Below are 17,250 nucleotides of genomic sequence, written 5' to 3'. Positions count from 1 at the left end.
CGGTGATCAGGACAACTGGCCACCGGCAACAGGCACTTCCTCACGCACCGAACTGTTGCGCTTGGCCGGAAACAGCGCATTGCGCATCAGCAGGAACGGGTACTCGATCGCGCGGGTGGTCACATAGCCGATTGCAATCGCGAAAGCGAACTGCGCCGCGAGCGCCACCACCCAGATCACGCTCGGTGCGAGACCCATCGCGGTCAATTTGCGAATCAGCATGTCGCCCGGGGCAAGCGCAAGCGAATGCCACAGGTAAATACCGTACGAATAAAGGCCGATCCAGGCGACCCCGCGATACACCCACGACGAACGCAGCGAGCCGGAATACTCCAGCACGAATACGATCAGCGCGGCGAATCCGAGCGCCTGAATCGTATAGCCGATACTTTCGTCGAGCGCGAAGTGTGGCGTCGCAAAAGCGAGCCACGCGCACAGCACCACGATGCAGCCGACCAGCAGCCACTTGCGCTTCGCGATCTGATGATAGACGCCCGGCTTCATCCAGTAGATCGCGGACAGAATCACGCCGATCAGCAGGCTGTCGATCCGATATTGCGTGTACGCGAATGCCGCCTCCAGATTACCGTCCGCCACCGCGAAGCAGCGTGCGGTGAGCACCACCGCGCAGATTGTGCCGAGCACACCGACAATCGTCCATGCGCTAAGGCGCCAGCGCGCGAACAGCAACAGCACCGCCGGCAGGAAGAGATAAAAGTGTTCTTCGACCGCGAGGCTCCAGGTCTGGGTAATCGAGGTGCCCAGATAGTTCTGCAAGTGGGTCAGATTCTGGATCAGGAAGGTATTCCATGGATGGCGTCCGGCCAGCACATGAAAAGCGATCAGCACGTAATACGCGGGCCAGATGCGGAAAATCCGCCGGATGATAAAGCGCTTGGCGTCGACGTTGCCTGTTTCGGCATACTGCCGGAGCAACAGGCCGCCAACCAGAAAACCGCTCAGCGTGAAGAACAGATTGACGCCTTCGCGCCCAAAACTCTTCAGCGGATACTCGATGATCTGAATCAGAAAATTGCCGGTATGAACGGCATGAAAGTGAAAGCCCATCACCATGATAATGGCAATGCCGCGCACGAAATCCAGCTCGATGGCCCGGCCGGCTGTTACTGATCTCGCCCCGCCAAATAACTTCATGTTTTTCTCCCCTGTCGCCTTTCGCGGGCGTATGTCCCTGCATGGCCCTTTTTGCATCTTCGGTGGCGCCAAGCGTGCGTGCGCGCCAACATCAAGGCATTGGACGACAACATGAGCAAGTGTGTGCGCATCTTGCAGAGACCGCTCTTGCCACCGTCGCCAGAACCCAGGTAATGCGCGACGAAACCGGGTATACCGAACATTCAGGCCGCCAGATTCCCGGACAATGACCCGATGCGAGACCGTCTACCACGGACCGATGGCGGATCGACAGCACGGGGAGGAATCAGCAATGCGCCACCAGTATGCGACGCTCTGGATATGGTTTTTTCTGTTACCGCTTGCCTTCGACTACAAAGCGACCGACGCCAACGTAACTCACTTTGCGCAGTCCGCGCTGGTCATTCCGGCCATCGCCGCGGGGCTCGCCCTCGTGCTGATCGCGCCACGCTTTCGCGAGCGCTCGCGCCTGCGCTCGGTGATCACTTTCAGTCTCCTGCTGTGCGTGCTCGGCAGCATCGTCGCCCAGCTCGTTCAGGACAACGACACCGGTAACTATTTGCGCGTGCTGCTGCCGTTCGCGCTGTTCCTGCTCGGCTACCTCGTGGCCTGCCGTCCATGGAGCGAATACAGAATCTCGCAGTTCGAGAAAGCGCTGTTCGTCGCCAACGTGATCAGTCTGGTCTTCACCTTCGTGTACGGCATGGTGACGGGTGGCGATCTCGACGACGTGCGCTTTCGCATCATCTCCGTCACGCTGCTCGGGTTGCAAGGCGTGCTGCTGCACGAATTCCTCGTTGCCAAACGTTTTTCCTTTTTTACCCTTGCCGTATTCGCCGGCAGTGTGATCGTCGAGTTACTGAGTGTCACGCGCAGTTTGCTGGTCGGTACCGTCTTGCTGTTTCTGGTCGCCATGGCGCTGTCCGCGCCGTCGATCCAGCAGATCTGGCGCGCGGCCGCACGTACCGTGGTCGTCGGCGCGGTGCTGGCCGGTGTGGCCTGCATCGCGGCGCTGAGCATTCCGACTGTCGCCGAGCACTGGACGCAGCGCATCTTTGCGTCGGAGGAAACCGTCACCGGCAAAGACCCGACGACCATCACCCGGCTCGCCGAGATGCGCGATCAGTACGACCAGGTAACGGCGGCACCGGAAACGCTGCTGTTCGGCGCGGGCTACGGTCACTACTATCGCTACTCGCCCGCCTACCTGCCGGACCTCGCCGGCCAGATCAGCGAGAAAGACTTCTACGCGATCAACGAATGGGCAGCCGGTCACAACTTCTGGGTCTATCAGTTCTTCGCGGGCGGACTGCTGTTCGGCATTGCCATGCCGCTGGCGACACTCGCCGCCCTGGCAATCTGCTTCTTCTCATACCGCTATTGGCGCTCGGTGGTGCCCGACGCACCCATGCTCCCGGTGCTAGGGCGCGCCATCATGCTGTTTGCCGCGCTGCCCGCCACCTCGATCGGCGGCAATCCGCTCGGGCCGCGTTTCTCGGGGCTGGTATTCGGCGTCGCGCTCGGTCTGATGATCGCCACGCACGCCCGCTTGCAGCGCGCGCTGCCGGCGCGGGTCAAACGCGTGCGCACGCCACCACGGATGCGCGCGGTCGCCATGCCTGAATTGCCGGGCAGAATCCAACCCGGCATGGGCCGCGCCGATCTAGCGACGACGCTCGGCATGTCGCGGGCGGCCGCCACCTCCGGTTCCAGCCAGATCGGCGCCCTCGTGCCGCGCACGGCGTCGCCGCGAAGCATCAATCGACCGAAATTCGTCCGATGAAAATTCTCCATCTGCTTGCCAGCGTCGATCCGCGCGCCGGCGGTCCGGTTGAAGGCGTGCGCCGCAGCGGCATGGCGATGCAAGACGCCGGGCACCACATCGAAGTGGCCACCTGCGATGCCCCCGGCGACGCCTACCTCGCCACCTTTCCGTTTCCGGTCCACGCTTTCGGGCCTGTCAACAGCCGCTACAGTTACAGCGCGCAACTCGCGCCGTGGATCGCCGCCAACGCAAACCGGTTCGACGCGGTCATCGTGCACGGTTTGTGGCAATACCACGGTTTTGCGGCATGGAAAGCCTTGCGCAAAAGCGGCGTGCCCTACTACGTCTACACGCACGGCATGCTCGACCCATGGTTCAAGCAGGCTTACCCGCTCAAACATCTGAAGAAGTGGCTGTACTGGCCATGGGCCGAATACCGGGTACTGCGTGACGCACGCGCCGTCGTCTTTACGACCGAGGAAGAGCGCACGCGCGCGCGTCAATCGTTCTGGCTATACCGCGCACACGAACAAATCGTGCCGTACGGTACGACCGTGCCGCCGCTTGAAGCCGCCCCTTTGCGCGAAGCGTTCCTGCGGGCCGTTCCCGGCCTGCGCGGCAAACGCATCGTGCTGTTTCTCGGCCGCGTGCATGCGAAGAAGGGCTGCGATCTGCTGATCGACGCGTTCGCACGCGTCGCCGGCCGCGATCAGTCGCTGCATCTCGTGATCGCGGGTCCCGACGAGACGGGTTGGGTGACAAGCCTGCGCGCGCAGGCTCAGGCGGCCGGCATTGCGCAGCGCATCAGCCTGCCGGGCATGCTGCAGGGCGATCTCAAGTGGGGCGCGTTTCACGCAAGCGACGTGTTCGTTCTGCCCTCGCATCAGGAGAATTTCGGCGTGGCGGTTGCCGAGGCCCTCGGCTGCGGACTGCCCGCGCTAATCTCCGACAAGGTGAACGTGTGGCGTGAAATCGAAGCGGATGGCGCGGGAATGGTTGCCGCTGACACGGTCGACGGGACGGAAAAGAATCTCGTGCGCTGGCTCGAACTCGACGACACCGCGCGCGCCGCCATGCGCGCTCAGGCGAGCCGCACTTTCGAAGCACGCTTCCGGATCGAAACCATGGTCAGTGCATTGACCGCACTGCTGGAAACGCACGGCGGCACCGGCGCAACGCGCGAAACCACGCTCACCGCGCTGCGTGGAACGCAACCGCATACCCAGCCACACACCCAGCCGGGCCAGTGACAGCGCGCCGCGTGGCGCGCTGTCTTCCTCGCACTTCACTGCTCCTTCATCAACGGCGTCAAGCTCGCCGCTGCGATCGGCAAAGTTTCGACCTGCGGCTGCTGCGTCTGAATCGACATCAGGGAACTGTTGGCCGCATCGTTTCGCGTATGGCCGACGATATCCGGCACATCGAGTTGCCGCACCAGGTGACCCGCGAGACGCAGTGCAAGCGCGGCGATCGTGATGGTCGGAAAGTTGGCGCCGACGGTCGGAAACACCGAGCTGCCCGCCACATAGAGATTGCTCATCCCATGTACCTTGCAATCGCGGTCGACCACGCCTTCACGCGGCGAATCGTGCATGCGCGTGGTGCCCATGTGGTGCCACGTGCCCTCCAGCTTCGCCGGCCAGCTCCGGCCTTCGAGCGGCGCGTCGAGTTCGACGTCCGCAATCCCGGCCATCCGCAACTCCTGTGCGAGCAAGGCGAACGTCTTGTCGAAAGTGCGCTGCACCTGTTCGCCCAGCCGCCACTCCACCTTCACACGCGGCATGCCGAACCGGTCCCGTTTATCGGCCGACAGCGTGACCCGGCTATCCGGATCGGGCACCGCCTCGACAATGGCCTGCAAGGTCACGTCCGTAATCAGCACCGGCCATTGCAGCAGCCGTGTCAGGCCGTAGCCGACGGTGTGCAGCGGGTGAGCGATCATCGTCGCGACATCGGTTTTCAGGCTGCGGCCCGGCTGGTCCTTCTGCAACAGCGCTTCCTTGCAGTGGATCAGCGCCTCGGATCCCGCAGTGCCTTCGCCGTACCAGCGCGAATAGAGCCACACGCGTGAATTCAGCAGCTTCTCGCGCTCCATCAGTTCCTGCTTCGGCGCGAACTGCGACGATATCTTCGTGCCATGCGCCGACACCGCAGCATTCTGATAGTGATACTTGATGTCATACAGTTTGTTGCGGGCATTGCCCGGACGGAACCGCACTTTCCCACACATCATCCGCGGATGATCCATGAAATAGCGGCCCACCAGATCGTTGCCGTTGCCGAGACCGGCCGCCTGCACGTTGTTCGAAGCAAGCAACAGACGCGCATTCTCAATACCACCCGTGGCCAGCACGAAAATTTTCGCGGTCACGGTCATCTTGCGGCCGCTGATCGTGGCCACCTGCAGCCGTGAAACAGAGGTGCCCTGCGGATCGGCGTCGATGTTCTGAACGTTCGCATACAGGAACACGCGCACCCGCGCCGAGCGCTGCAACTCGTCGCGATAGGCTTTGCCGAAACGCACCGGTGGACTGAACTGCGCGACGGTATCGCGCATATCGCCGGTTGCGAGCGGGATGCGGCGCACGTCATGGCGGCCGATTTCGCGCTCCCAGTAGGCGGGGTCGAAATTCTGCGGACCGAGCTTCAGCAGTTCATGGGTGCGCGCGTAGTACGGCGCCAGTTCCTCGAGACCGAATGGCCAGCCGCTATGGGGAATCCAGTCACGCTTCTCGAAGTCCCACGGATCGAGCGGGCGGCACCAGCCGCCCCAGCAGTTGCTGCTGCCACCGAAGTAGCGGCTGCGCGAGCCGTCCGCGAACGAATAGGGAAGCCCGACGTTTTCGCCGCGATAGAGATCGCGGGTTTCGTCATCAGGCCCGAAGCCCCCGCTTTCGAGCATGCAGGTGTCGACCCCGGCCCTCGACATCTCCAGTGCAAGCGTAATGCCGGCGACACCTCCGCCGATAATGCAGACCGTCGTTTCAATGGTCGTGTTGTGTTGAACAGTGCGAGTATCGATAAACATCCCTACTCCCCATCTTCTTCATGCATTTCTGAGTGCGTCAATCCGGCTACTCATCCAACCGGGGCTGGCAAGCAAACCACGCACATGTCGTGAACAAACGCCCGACCGGCATCGCCGCGGGTGACGATCCAAAGTATCGATCGACAATCCCATTGCGGCCGCCGACATTCCGGCTTGTCAACGACTGGCCTCCTCAGCATACAAACGCTGCGGTTCTATATCTGTGCTTCAGGTCACGGAATCAAAACGGTTCCGGATAAAGCGGCATGGATTGCCGCCATACACGCCCTCGGCATCGAGCGAACGATGCACGACGGACAACGGCGTCACCACCGCCGACCGGCCGATCGTCACCCCCATCTGCACAACGCATTTCGAGGTGATCCACACGCCGTCTTCGATCACGATCGGCGCCACGCGCAGATCCATCGTCGTGCTCATGTCGTGAGAGCCGGCGCTCAGGAACGTACCCTGCGAAATGCACACATTCGATCCAATGTGAATCAGCGCCTGGTTGTAGATCCAGACGTCGACACCGAACCAGCAGTTATCGCCCACCTCCAGATTCCAGGGCGACTTCACACGCAATGGATGCACGAAGCGGCAACCTGTGCCGATCTTCGCGCCGAACAGGCGCAATAGCGCCACCCGGACCGACGAGAGCGGCAGCAGCTTGTTGTTGATCACGCAGGCTTCCACTACGAACCAGATGAGTTCGATCAGGGCACCGCGCTTTGCACGATAGTTTCCTTTTCCCGCCGCGCTCAGATCGATGACGCGGCCATCCTCGCGCGCGCCTTCGGCTTGCGGCGTACGCCCGATCTGCGGATCGTCGGCAACGTTACCCATCAGTTTTCTCCGGAGCACGAACGGGACTCGGGATACCCATGCATCCTTCTTACATTATGTTTCGAGTCCTTAATGAATCTGGCTTGATGGCCGCCTGGGCAAGCGTTTTGGCGGCTACGCGCGTGCCGCTTGGCGCACGATAGCTCTATTGCGACCGCATCTTCCTGGGGCACCCGATGACCATCTCGTTTCGGCAAACAAGCACCTCGCTCTTTCTCGTCATGGCCGCCTATGCCGCACCGGCGCTCGCGCAGAACGCGGCACCCGCGCCCGCGGCGCCGGTCCTCGCCGCCACGGCTTCGACCAGCTACGGCACGCCCCCTGCGGCAGCCCCCGCGAAACCAGGTGTGGCTCATCGCAAGAGCGAAGCCGATTTGCTCGGTGCCCCGCGCGATTACGGCTCGCCAGACGCACAACAGGGCAATACCGCCGACGCCCAGCAAGCCGCGTTGCTCGACGAACAGCGCATGACCGTGCTGGGCGGACAAGGCGCGCAACCGGCGCTCGGCAAAGCCCAACGCAACAACAAGCTGCCCGCCGGCGCCAACGGCAAAGTGCGCGTGGCCGGCCAGCCAGGCGGGCCCAATGCAGTCGACGGTCTGATGCCCGATGGCGCGGCAAGATCCACGTACGCCGATCCATATGCGCCAGGCAAGCACGCCGTCTACAAGTCCCCGTGGTGATATCGCATTCATGAAATGGCCGCGTGCCGGATCAATCCGGCGCGGCTTCCTCCGTAGTGGCCGGCTTGTGCGGCCGGGCCGCGGCGGGTGAAGGCCGCGGGGTGCCGAAATACGGCGTCTCCACTTTCGCGCGCCTACCGCGTGACTCGCGCACCAGCGTCGCGAGCCGCTCCTCAAAGGTTCCAATGGTCGACTCCGGCGATAGCGCGCGTTCCGCGTAATCACGGGCGACCCTGCCAAGCGCCGCGCGGCGCTCGGGATCGCTCGCCAACACCGTGATCGCCGCGACCAGCGCCTTGACGTCGTCAGGCGGCACGACCACACCGCGCGGCGAGACCGCATCGTAGAGACCCGTGCCTTGCCGCGCCATGGCCACCACGGCGCGCCCGCTGGCGAACATGCCGGTGAGTTTCGACGGCATCACCAGATCCGCGGCATCGCCGCGTTGCGGCAGCACATGGATGTCGGCGAGATTGAGCAGCTCGTTCAGGTGTTCCGCCGGTTGCAGCGGAATAAATAGGCAATTCGTCAGTCCCGCGCAACGCTCCAGCAGACTCTCCTTCGCCGCGCCGCTGCCGCAGAAAACGAAGGTCACGTCCGCACGTTCGGCAAGCAATGCCGCCGCATCGGCCAGCGTTTCGATACCCTGCTTCGCGCCCATGTTGCCCGAGTACAGCACCACCTTGTGGTCATCCGGAATACTTAGCAGGCGCCGGTAGTCGCTCGCGCGCGAAAGCGGAAAAATGGTCGACACATCGACCCAGTTGGGCAGGCACGCCACCCGCGCAGGCTCCACACCTTTTAGCACCACGCGCGAACTCATCTGCGGCGTAATCGACGAGACCGTATCGAAGTGACGCAGCAAGGTGCTTTCGATCCAGCGTGCCACGCGGGCTACACGCGAGCTTTTCAGAAGACCCAGATCGAAGGCCGCATCGACCTCGAAGTCCTGAATATGTACCCACGCACTCGCGCTCGAGAGACGCGCAAGCGCCAGCGTAGCCGGCGCGCACATCAAAGTCGGCGCGATCAGCATCGCGACATCGGGCCGCCACAGTATCTGCCGGGCCAGCAGCGGCAACGAACTCGCGGCGAAGCTCGCCAGATGCAGCATCCGTTTCAGGCCGTTGGGATGCGCCGGCACCCATAGCGGCGCGCGCCAGATCGTCACGCCGTCACGCGTCTCGCGCTGATACCGCCAGGCCACATAGTCGTCGGCCACGTGCCACTCAGGGTAATAGGGGGGCGCGCACACCACGCGAACCTCGTGGCCACGGCTGGCCAGCAGCACCGCCATTTCCGACGTGTACTTGCCCACCCCCGTCAGTTCGGGCGCGTAATTGAGGCCGTAGATCAGGATCTTCATTGTGGCTGCCAGAACGTGTTAGAGCTTTTTTCATACGCTACGGCCCGCGCCGCGCGTCAGTCGCTCAGCATCAGCGCGCAGCCACGAGCGATATTGGCAGCGGCGGAAGGTGGATCGAAACGGCGAATCACATCCATGCAACGGTGAGCCGTGCCGCCCGCGTCGGCGAAAGCCTCCATCGCCTTGAGCATGGTGCGCTGCAGTCCGGCGACGTCGCCGGCTGTGAAGGCATAGCCGCTCACACCATCGATCACCAGTTCCGGCACACAGCCGCAACTCTCGCTGACCACCGCCGGACAGCCATGCGCGAGCGCCTCGTTGACAACGAGTCCCCACGGCTCGCTATAGCTCGGCAGCACCATGCAGGTCGCGCCGTAGTATTCCTGGGTAAGCGGTTCGTCCTGCAAACTGCCGGCGAAGGTCACCGCATCGCCCAGCTCAAGGTCGGCCACCTTCGCATGCAGTACGTCCGCCATCGGCCCCGTGCCGACAATGCGCAACTTCGCTGCCGGAATACGGCGCCGCAAGCCGGCGAATGCTTCGATCAGCGTGCCGATGCCCTTCTCTTCCGAAAGACGGCCGACGTAGAGAAAAATTGGAGGATTGCCGGCGCGCGCCGCAACCCGTTCCACCAGCGCACGCTCCGGCGAAAACGATCCGGGCAGCGCCGCCGCCTGACAGGGCACGAAAATCTTGTCGCGCTTGGCGCCGAGCGACAGCAGATACTCACGGCTGCGCTCGCCGAAACCGAAATAGCCGTCGCACAGCGAAAAGAACACGCGCTTCGGAATCGAGGTCAGCAATTTCTTCGGCCGGTCGCGCGCGGTCGAATCGCAGAACACCGCGCGCCGCTTGCCGGTCACGATGCACGCCGCCAGCATCGCCCAGTACTCGGGACGGTGGTAACCCGGCAGAACGATCAGATCCGACTTGGTTCGCAACACTTCCCAGGTGAGCCGCGCGATCATTTTCATCGTCGGCACATCTTCATAGCAGCCGTCGAACAGTTTTTGCATCGGATAGCGGTGATACGAATAGTCGACATCGGAAAAGCCGACACGGTCGTGCTCGGTATCCGCAATCTGCACCATCGAGTAGCGAATTGCGCCGGAGGCCGAAATGTTATGCAAAGCAGAGAACACGACACCCTTATGGCGCGACCACACGACGTTGTGGAAGATCGTGACTGACGCTGTCATTTTTATGCCACTCCTCGAATAATCGTCCCAGTGTGCGTTGCACGCCATGCGTGCGAAGCACCCCTTGCGTTTCCCCAGTTCCGGAACCGCGCCCGGCAGCCGACCCGCGCGCTCAGGCCTGCAGGGCGGCGGCCGGTGTCGAGCCGGCATGTGTTGCCACGAATTCCCGATAGGTGGACGCGATACCCTCGTCGAGGCCAATGGTCGCTTGCCAGCCCATGGCCGCGAGCCGCGATACGTCGAGCAGCTTGCGCGGCGTGCCGTCGGGTTTGGACGCGTCGAATACCAGATCGCCCTCGAAGCCGGCCACCTTGCAGATGCATTCGGCCAGCTCGCGAATCGACAGGTCTTCTCCGACGCCGACGTTGAACAGGCCGTCCATCACGTTGTGCTCAAGTACAAAGAGCGTTGCCGCGGCGAGATCGTCGACGTGCAGGAACTCGCGGCGCGGCGTGCCGGAGCCCCACACCGTCAGCGCCGGGGAGCCGTTCACTTTTGCCTCATGCGCCTTCCTCAGCAGCGCCGGCAAGACATGGCTGCTGTTCAGATCGTAGTTGTCGTTCGGGCCGTACAGATTGGTCGGCATCAGCGAGACGTACTGTGTGCCGTATTCGCGGTTGTACGCCTCGCACAGCTTGAGACCGGCGATCTTCGCAATCGCGTAAGCGTCGTTGGTCGGTTCGAGCGGCGAGCTCAGCAGATACTCTTCGCGGATCGGCTGAGGACATTGCTTCGGATAAATGCACGAGGAACCGAAAAACACCAGCCGCTCCACCTGTGCGCGATACGCGGCATGGATTACGTTGGTTTCGATCACCAGGTTGTCGTAGATGAACTCACCCGGCCGCGACGCATTGGCCAGAATGCCGCCCACCCGGGCGGCCGCGAGCAGTACCACATCGATCTTTTCGCGCTCGAAGAACGCGTTCACGGCGGCCTGATCCGTGAGATCGAGTTCCGCTCTCGAACGCGTGACAACGTTGTGGTAACCCTCGGCATTCAGCCGCCGGACCAACGCCGAACCGACCATGCCACGGTGGCCCGCAACGAAGATGCGTGCTTGTTTGTTCATCGCTCTTACTCGTGATGTTCCAGCGCCGTGAAACCGGCCAGCGTGACAAGCGCATCACGTCTGGCAATCTGATAGTCCGAGCGCACCATTTCCTTGACCAGTGCGCTGAACGGAGTGGTCGGTTGCCAGCCGAGCTTCGCATGCGCTTTCGAGGGATCGCCCAGCAGCGTCTCGACTTCGGCCGGCCGGAAGTAGCGTGGATCGACACGCACGATCACGTCGCCAGGCGACATCTTGATCTCGCGCCCCTCCACCTTCTCGACGATCCCGATTTCATCCACGCCGGCGCCTTCGAAACGCACGGTCACACCCAGCTCGGCGGCGGCATGCTGAACGAATTCCCGCACGCTGTACTGCACACCGGTGGCGATGACGTAGTCCTCCGGCTGCTCCTGCTGCAGCATGCGCCATTGCATCTCCACGTAGTCGCGCGCATGACCCCAGTCGCGCAGCGCCGAGAGATTGCCGAGATACAGGGTCTTCTGCATGCCGACCGCAATGCGCGCCACGGCGCGCGTGATCTTGCGTGTCACGAAGGTCTCGCCGCGCACCGGCGATTCGTGATTGAACAGAATCCCGTTACACGCGTAGAGCCCATACGCTTCGCGATAATTGACCGTGGTCCAGTAAGCGAACAGCTTGGCGACTGCGTACGGACTGCGCGGATAGAACGGCGTGGTCTCGGACTGCGGCACCTGTTGCACGAGGCCGTACAGCTCCGAGGTGGACGCCTGGTAAAAGCGCGTCTTGTTCTGAAGTTCGAGAATCCGGATCGCCTCGAGAATGCGCAGCGCGCCGAGGCCGTCCGCGTTGGCCGTGTATTCCGGCTCCTCGAACGAGACCGCCACGTGGCTCTGCGCCGCGAGGTTGTAGATTTCGTCCGGCTCCACGCGCTGGATCACGCGCAGGATGCTGGTCGAGTCGGTCAGGTCGGCATGGTGCAGAAAGAGCCGCTGATCCGGGTCGTGGGGGTCGCGATAGAGGTGATCGATCCGGTCTGTGTTGAACAGAGATGACCTGCGTTTGATGCCATGCACGTCGTAGTTCTTGCTGAGCAGCAGCTCGGCAAGATACGACCCGTCCTGTCCAGTAATGCCGGTGATCAGCGCGACCTTGCGTTTCATGGAGCTCTCTCCCTCGTAGAACGTTGCGATGCCGGTTTGACGGCACGATCGGGTAAGCGGCTCCGTGGCGGAGCCGCTGCGGCATCAACCTCCAGCGCCCTTAGCCGGCGATGCTGTCGTAGCCGTAATAACCGCCTTGATAGCCGGCACCGAGGAATGCCCCTTCCTGAGGCACGTCGGTGAGCAGAACACCCTTGAGCGATACGCCGCCGTTGAACAGCCGCTTGGCGGTTTCGGCAATTTCGTTCAACGGATGACGGCCGTGGCGCACCACCAGCAGCGTCGTGCCGGCGTACTTGCCGATCACCGTCGAGTCGGTTACGGCCAGCACCGGCGGCGTGTCGACGATCACGATGTCGTAGTGCGATTTCAGTTCCTCGAGCATCGTTTCGAAGCGTTTGCTCATCAGCAGTTCGGACGGATGCGAGGGCAGCGTGCCCTTGGCGAGCACGTCGAGTCCGGGCAGCACATCGCGCTGGATCATCGCGCCGAGATCGCCGCCGCTCAGCACGTCCGAGAGCCCTGGCTGATGACCGATGCCGAAGTGCGAATGGACGTCGCCGCGCCGCATATCGCCGTCGATAATCAGCACCCGCTTGTTCGCCGACGCCACCAGCGCCGCCAGATTCACCGACAGGAACGACTTGCCGGCGTCAGGACGCGAACCCGTGATCATCACGACATTGTTCTCGGCATGATCGAGCGACAACTGCAACGACGTCCGCAGATTGCGCACGCCCTCGACCGCGATATCTTCCGGCGCCTGCTGCGCAAGCACGTGAAGTCCGCGACGGCGCAGCATGACGTTTTCCTGCAAACGCAACTGGGTCTGACTGCGCGGCACGATCGCGAAGACCGGTACGCCGAGTACCGCTTCGAGTTCGTCCGGGCGTTCCACGCCGCCGTACATCGCGCGCTTGAAGAAGGTCAGCATGATGCCGAGCAGCAAGCCACCGCCCAGCGAGATCAGGATCGCCAGAACGCGCTTCGGACGCACGGGTTCATCAGGCGTTTCGGCAAAGTCCACCACACGCACGTTGCCCACCTGGCCGGCTTTCGCCACGCGCAGTTGCTGCGCGCTGTTCAACAGATTGGTATAGAGCTCCGTGTCGACGTGCACGTCGCGCAGCAGGCGCAACGCGGTCTGCTCGGTATCCGGCATCACGGCGACGCTGCGGTTCATGCTGGCCGCCGCGTTCTGCAATTCGGCGATCTGGGCGTCGAGCGCGGCCACCGCCGGGTGATTCGCCGTAAAGCGCTGCGACATCTCCGCGCGTTGCTGCTGCAGATCGAGCAGCTTGGTCTTGTTGTCGACCACCTGTTGCAGCAGCAGACGGCTTTCTTCACCGAGATCGACCGTGCCGTGCTGATTGCGGAACTTGTTGTAGCGCTGTTCGGCGTCGTCGAGTTCCTTGCGCAAGCCGGGCAATTGCTGATCGAGGAAAGCCAGCATGTGCTCCGCTTCGGTCGAACGGCTCTCCACATCCTGACGCACGAATTCGCGCGCCATGCTGTTGACGATCGCCGCGGTCAGCGCCGGATCACCACCTTCGAGACTCGTGCGGATCACGCCTGATTGCAAGGTGGTTTCGGCGATCACGAGCGCCTTTTGCAGGCGATCCACCGTCCCCAGCGTGGAAGCGCGCTCCAGTTCGAAACGCGCGCCGGGCGCGCCGACCAGCTTGTCGACGTGCAACGTGATCGGGCCGTCGGCGGTATCGGTTTGCACGGTCTCGCCGACATGGCCGGAGAGAATCGCAATACCGTTCTTGTCGCGCAGCACGTACGAACCGCCCTCGCCCGCAACCAGGGTGAAGGTCGTGTCGTAGAGTTCCTTCGTCGTGTCGAACTGCGACACGGCAATGCTCTCGTTACCCCATGCGTAACCCGAGAGATTGATGAACGACGGCAACCTGAAGCCCCACTGCCCGTTCACCAGTCCCGCGATCATCCCGCCGAGCAGCGGCAGCGTGCGCGGCGCAGCCGAAATATCGAGGTGCAGTTTCTTGACCGTTTCCTCGGTGACGAGCCGCGACTTCAGCAACTCGATTTCCGCCGCCGTGGAGGGCTTGGTGTCGAACATGCCCGTGAGCGGCGGCAAGGAATCCTTGCCATTCGCGTTGGCATTGGCCGTCTTGTCCTCGACGTGGAACAGCACGTCCGCCCGGTACGTAGGCGGAGCGAGAAACGCGTACGCGCACCCCAGCGCGAGCGCGATCAACGTCACCACGAGGATCGTGCGCCAGCCCCTCACGATCGTACGCAGATAGTCCGACAAATGCAGCTCGTCCGGTCCGGACACGTCGGTGTAGCGATTTTCGAAGTTGATTGCCATTTTTTGTCACCCAACAAAGCGCGGCGGTTCAAGGTCACGTTGCACGGTTGTTATTTCGCGAGAACTGCCCCCGTCACAGCCGCGTTGATCGCCGGCAGCAGCAGGTTCAACACACGGTTGAAGCGGACCAATCCGCCTTGACCGACATACACGACGTCCTTCGGCTGAAGCTCGAACTGATTGGCGAGCAGCATGGACACCGGCGAGGTCGCATCGAGGTGATAGACCTCCGGCGTTTCACTGGTCGAATTGCGGATCACGAACAACTGCCGCGGTGCCGAGGTGTTCGAGTCGAAGCTGCCGCTGTCGGAAATAGCCTGTGAAAGCGTCAGCGAGCCGTTACGCATCGGCTGGATAGTCGCCGGTTTGTTGACTTCGCCCATCACGTAGACGCCGCTGTCTTCGCGCGAAGCCACGCGCACGATGTCGCCGGCCTGAAGGTAGATGTCCGACGGATTGCGGCCGCGCTTGATCATGTCGTCCACGTTGAGCGGATACGTCACGCCGTTGCGGATCAGTTCAACCCGGCTGCGGTCCGCGTTGGCACTGAAGCCGCCGCCCTGGTTGATCACGCTCGTGAGCGACATCGGAATGTCGTTGAGCGATTGCGCGCCCGGCGTGCGCACTTCGCCGTCCACATACACCTGAGCATTACGGAACGAGGCCACCCGCACCGTCACTTCCGGCTTCTGATACACGTTGCTCAGACGCTTATGCAGCTCCCTCTGGATCGATGCGACGTCCTTGCCAGCCACGTGCAAGGTGCCCGCATACGGGAACTGGACGTCGCCGTTTTCGTCGATCAGAAAACCGGGCGCGGCATCGGTCGGTTTCGTGTTCTGTGCCGGTTGGCCAAGCGCGGCAGCGAGTTCCGGGTGATCCCATACGACGATTTGCAGCACGTCGCCGGGACCGACCTTGTACGCCGTCGGTTTGCCGAACAGCGCGAGCGTCTGCGGCGGCAACGCGGCGGACGTCTGCTCTGCCTTCATCTTGCGCAGCAGCGCGAGATTGATATCGGTAATCGCTATCTGCTGTTGTGCCGAGGGTTCCGTGCTGTAATCGCCACCCGTGTCCTGAATCGCGGCTGGCGTGATCATGCGTTGCCCTGGTACGGACCCGCATCCGGAAAACAGTGCTGCAGTAGCGGTGAGAATCACGAGACTTCCCGTGCGTAAACCAAGCGAGCTCATGGTGTTTCCTCCTTGCGCCAGGGAACCGTCCTCGGGGGAGGGAGCGCCCAGCGTGCTTGTTAACTACTTAGTAAGCGTTTCGATGCACCAGTCCGGCGACAATCGTCGCGCCGATAATCCGCATATCGAGCGCGAACGACCAATGCCCCAGGTAGTACAGGTCATGTTCGACGCGACGCTCCATCTTCTCGATGCGGTCGGTTTCGCCACGAAAGCCGTTGATCTGCGCCCAACCCGTAATGCCCGGCTTGATCCGATAGCGATTGATGTAGCCCGCGACCACCTTCTGATAGAGGTCGTCGTGCTCGAGTGCATGGGGACGCGGTCCAACGACCGACATGTCGCCACGCAACACGTTGAAAAATTGCGGCAGTTCATCGAGGCTCGTGCGGCGTAGAAATGCACCGACTTTGGTGACGCGCGCATCGTTGCGCGTGGCCTGCCTGAGCGTGCCTTTTTCCTCGATGTGCAACCGCATCGAGCGGAATTTGTAGATCGTGAAAACGCGTCCATCCGCGCCTTTACGCTTCTGTCTGAAGAACACCGGTCCACGCGACGAGAGCTTCACCGCGATCGCGATGCCGAGCAGGATCGGAGCCAGTCCGATCAACGCCGTCGCGGCGAACAGGCGGTCGAAGATTTCCTTTTTTAGCATCGAACTCGCGGACAGCGGCGAGGCGACCAGGTTGATCGCCGGCACGCCGAGCAGATCGATCACGCCGCTGCCTTCGAAGAGCGCGAGACTGCGCACGTCCGGCATAAAGCGGATATTCACCAGGTCGTCGCGAAACTCGCCGATCAGCGAGCAGATCAGCGGCTCCTCGGCAAGCGATAGCATCAGCCAGAGCTCGTGCACGTCGTTGGTGCGGATGTAGCCGGCAAGCGCATCCACGGTGTCGAATACCGGCACGCGCGAGCTCGTGACGGACGACACGTCCGGATGCGTGTTGTAGACGGCCGCGGCGCGAAAACCGGTAGTCGGCGCCGACTCGATCCGGCGGATGATCGCGTCGCACTGCGAACCGCTGCCGACTATCGCGACCTGATGCAGATTCAGGCCGGCACTGCGTGCGCGCGCCAGCACGGCGTGCGCGATCAGCCGGTAGGAGATCAGGAGGCCGCCCGTCACCGCGGTCCAGTACGAGAACCACAGACGCGAGACGAAGTCGGTACGGTGCAGCGAATACATCAATACTAGCGCGCTGCCCTGCACCATCAGCCATGCCAGCGACACCTGGCCGGCGAGCGAGAGCTTGGAGCGGCCGCGCCACGATTCATACACGCCGAACGCCGGAAAGATAGCCAGCGCAAAGGCGGCGGAAAACATCACGAGCGCCCAATAGAACCCCGATTGAGCGAGGTACTCAAAGCGGATTTGCGACGCCACCGACGCCCCCGCGAGCACCAATGCGACATCGAAAACTCGCGCGAGCAGATCCTGAAACTTGCGCATTTTGCTTACCTCGTTCTGGCCGTTCGTT

13 protein-coding genes are annotated in these 17,250 nt (G+C 62.5%); 3 read left to right on the top strand and 10 right to left on the bottom strand.

Features of this window, described 5'->3' with window-relative positions:
• Nucleotides 1-6: 6 nt before the first annotated feature.
• On the bottom strand, nucleotides 7-1,155 hold the full coding sequence (locus BCY88_RS21525; protein WP_120346201.1) for an acyltransferase family protein: 1,149 nt from the start codon (nucleotides 1,153-1,155) through the stop codon (nucleotides 7-9).
• A gap of 292 nt (nucleotides 1,156-1,447) precedes the next feature.
• Here BCY88_RS21525 and BCY88_RS21520 point away from each other — a divergent pair, with 292 nt between their 5' ends.
• The gene (locus BCY88_RS21520; protein ID WP_120346200.1) at nucleotides 1,448-2,938 is read left to right on the top strand and encodes a hypothetical protein; all 1,491 of its coding nucleotides are present in this window, start codon (nucleotides 1,448-1,450) and stop codon (nucleotides 2,936-2,938) included.
• On the top strand, nucleotides 2,935-4,170 hold the full coding sequence (locus BCY88_RS21515) for a glycosyltransferase (protein WP_120346199.1): 1,236 nt from the start codon (nucleotides 2,935-2,937) through the stop codon (nucleotides 4,168-4,170). The genes BCY88_RS21520 and BCY88_RS21515 overlap by 4 nt, the downstream gene beginning before the upstream one ends.
• A gap of 35 nt (nucleotides 4,171-4,205) precedes the next feature.
• Here BCY88_RS21515 and BCY88_RS21510 read toward each other — a convergent pair whose 3' ends face one another.
• The gene (locus BCY88_RS21510) at nucleotides 4,206-5,948 is read right to left on the bottom strand and encodes an FAD-dependent oxidoreductase (RefSeq protein WP_120346198.1); all 1,743 of its coding nucleotides are present in this window, start codon (nucleotides 5,946-5,948) and stop codon (nucleotides 4,206-4,208) included.
• Between the two features lie 228 nt (nucleotides 5,949-6,176).
• Nucleotides 6,177-6,797, bottom strand: coding sequence for a DapH/DapD/GlmU-related protein (locus tag BCY88_RS21505; RefSeq protein WP_120346197.1), 621 nt, complete (start codon nucleotides 6,795-6,797; stop codon nucleotides 6,177-6,179).
• Nucleotides 6,798-6,973: 176 nt separating this feature from the next.
• On the opposite strand from BCY88_RS21505, the gene BCY88_RS21500 reads away from it, so the two are divergent.
• Nucleotides 6,974-7,480, top strand: a complete 507-nt coding sequence (locus BCY88_RS21500) for a hypothetical protein (protein ID WP_120346196.1) — start codon at nucleotides 6,974-6,976, stop codon at nucleotides 7,478-7,480.
• A 31-nt stretch (nucleotides 7,481-7,511) separates the two neighbouring features.
• On the opposite strand, the gene BCY88_RS21495 is transcribed toward BCY88_RS21500, so the two are convergent.
• From BCY88_RS21495 to BCY88_RS21465, 7 genes are all read right to left on the bottom strand, one after another.
• On the bottom strand, nucleotides 7,512-8,846 hold the full coding sequence (locus BCY88_RS21495; protein ID WP_120346195.1) for a glycosyltransferase WbuB: 1,335 nt from the start codon (nucleotides 8,844-8,846) through the stop codon (nucleotides 7,512-7,514).
• A 56-nt stretch (nucleotides 8,847-8,902) separates the two neighbouring features.
• Nucleotides 8,903-10,045 (bottom strand): glycosyltransferase family 4 protein, encoded by a 1,143-nt coding sequence (locus BCY88_RS21490; protein ID WP_120346194.1) that lies wholly within the window; start codon nucleotides 10,043-10,045, stop codon nucleotides 8,903-8,905.
• A gap of 112 nt (nucleotides 10,046-10,157) precedes the next feature.
• Nucleotides 10,158-11,117: a GDP-L-fucose synthase family protein gene (locus BCY88_RS21485; RefSeq protein WP_120346193.1), complete on the bottom strand. Its 960-nt coding sequence runs from the start codon at nucleotides 11,115-11,117 to the stop codon at nucleotides 10,158-10,160.
• Between the two features lie 5 nt (nucleotides 11,118-11,122).
• Entirely contained in the window at nucleotides 11,123-12,241 is a 1,119-nt protein-coding gene (gmd, locus tag BCY88_RS21480) for a GDP-mannose 4,6-dehydratase (RefSeq protein ID WP_120346192.1), read from the bottom strand.
• 100 nt (nucleotides 12,242-12,341) lie between these two features.
• Nucleotides 12,342-14,576 carry a polysaccharide biosynthesis tyrosine autokinase gene (locus BCY88_RS21475; RefSeq protein WP_120346191.1) on the bottom strand — a complete coding sequence of 745 codons (2,235 nt, stop codon included), beginning with the start codon at nucleotides 14,574-14,576 and terminating at the stop codon, nucleotides 12,342-12,344.
• A gap of 50 nt (nucleotides 14,577-14,626) precedes the next feature.
• Nucleotides 14,627-15,769, bottom strand: coding sequence for a polysaccharide biosynthesis/export family protein (locus tag BCY88_RS21470; RefSeq protein WP_120346190.1), 1,143 nt, complete (start codon nucleotides 15,767-15,769; stop codon nucleotides 14,627-14,629).
• Nucleotides 15,770-15,836: 67 nt separating this feature from the next.
• A complete protein-coding gene (locus BCY88_RS21465; RefSeq protein WP_120346189.1) occupies nucleotides 15,837-17,222 on the bottom strand; it encodes an undecaprenyl-phosphate glucose phosphotransferase in 1,386 nt (461 codons plus the stop codon).
• Nucleotides 17,223-17,250 lie beyond the last annotated feature (28 nt).

Source organism: Paraburkholderia fungorum (assembly GCF_003610895.1).
GTDB lineage: Bacteria > Pseudomonadota > Gammaproteobacteria > Burkholderiales > Burkholderiaceae > Paraburkholderia > Paraburkholderia fungorum_B.
The sequence above is the reverse complement of the archived record's forward strand: the minus strand, read 5'-3'. Positions and strand labels throughout refer to the sequence as shown.

Bases quoted from the DNA above. Each gene is read 5' to 3' on its own strand.
- BCY88_RS21475 (WP_120346191.1), bottom strand. From the start codon at position 14,576: ATGGCAATCAACTTCGAAAATCGCTACACCGACGTGTCCGGACCGGAC.
- BCY88_RS21495 (WP_120346195.1), bottom strand. From the start codon at position 8,846: ATGAAGATCCTGATCTACGGCCTCAATTACGCGCCCGAACTGACGGGG.
- BCY88_RS21520 (WP_120346200.1), top strand. From the start codon at position 1,448: ATGCGCCACCAGTATGCGACGCTCTGGATATGGTTTTTTCTGTTACCG.
- BCY88_RS21500 (WP_120346196.1), top strand. From the start codon at position 6,974: ATGACCATCTCGTTTCGGCAAACAAGCACCTCGCTCTTTCTCGTCATG.
- BCY88_RS21465 (WP_120346189.1), bottom strand. From the start codon at position 17,222: ATGCGCAAGTTTCAGGATCTGCTCGCGCGAGTTTTCGATGTCGCATTG.
- BCY88_RS21510 (WP_120346198.1), bottom strand. From the start codon at position 5,948: ATGTTTATCGATACTCGCACTGTTCAACACAACACGACCATTGAAACG.
- gmd (WP_120346192.1), bottom strand. From the start codon at position 12,241: ATGAAACGCAAGGTCGCGCTGATCACCGGCATTACTGGACAGGACGGG.
- BCY88_RS21470 (WP_120346190.1), bottom strand. From the start codon at position 15,769: ATGAGCTCGCTTGGTTTACGCACGGGAAGTCTCGTGATTCTCACCGCT.
- BCY88_RS21485 (WP_120346193.1), bottom strand. From the start codon at position 11,117: ATGAACAAACAAGCACGCATCTTCGTTGCGGGCCACCGTGGCATGGTC.
- BCY88_RS21515 (WP_120346199.1), top strand. From the start codon at position 2,935: ATGAAAATTCTCCATCTGCTTGCCAGCGTCGATCCGCGCGCCGGCGGT.
- BCY88_RS21525 (WP_120346201.1), bottom strand. From the start codon at position 1,155: ATGAAGTTATTTGGCGGGGCGAGATCAGTAACAGCCGGCCGGGCCATC.
- BCY88_RS21505 (WP_120346197.1), bottom strand. From the start codon at position 6,797: ATGGGTAACGTTGCCGACGATCCGCAGATCGGGCGTACGCCGCAAGCC.
- BCY88_RS21490 (WP_120346194.1), bottom strand. From the start codon at position 10,045: ATGACAGCGTCAGTCACGATCTTCCACAACGTCGTGTGGTCGCGCCAT.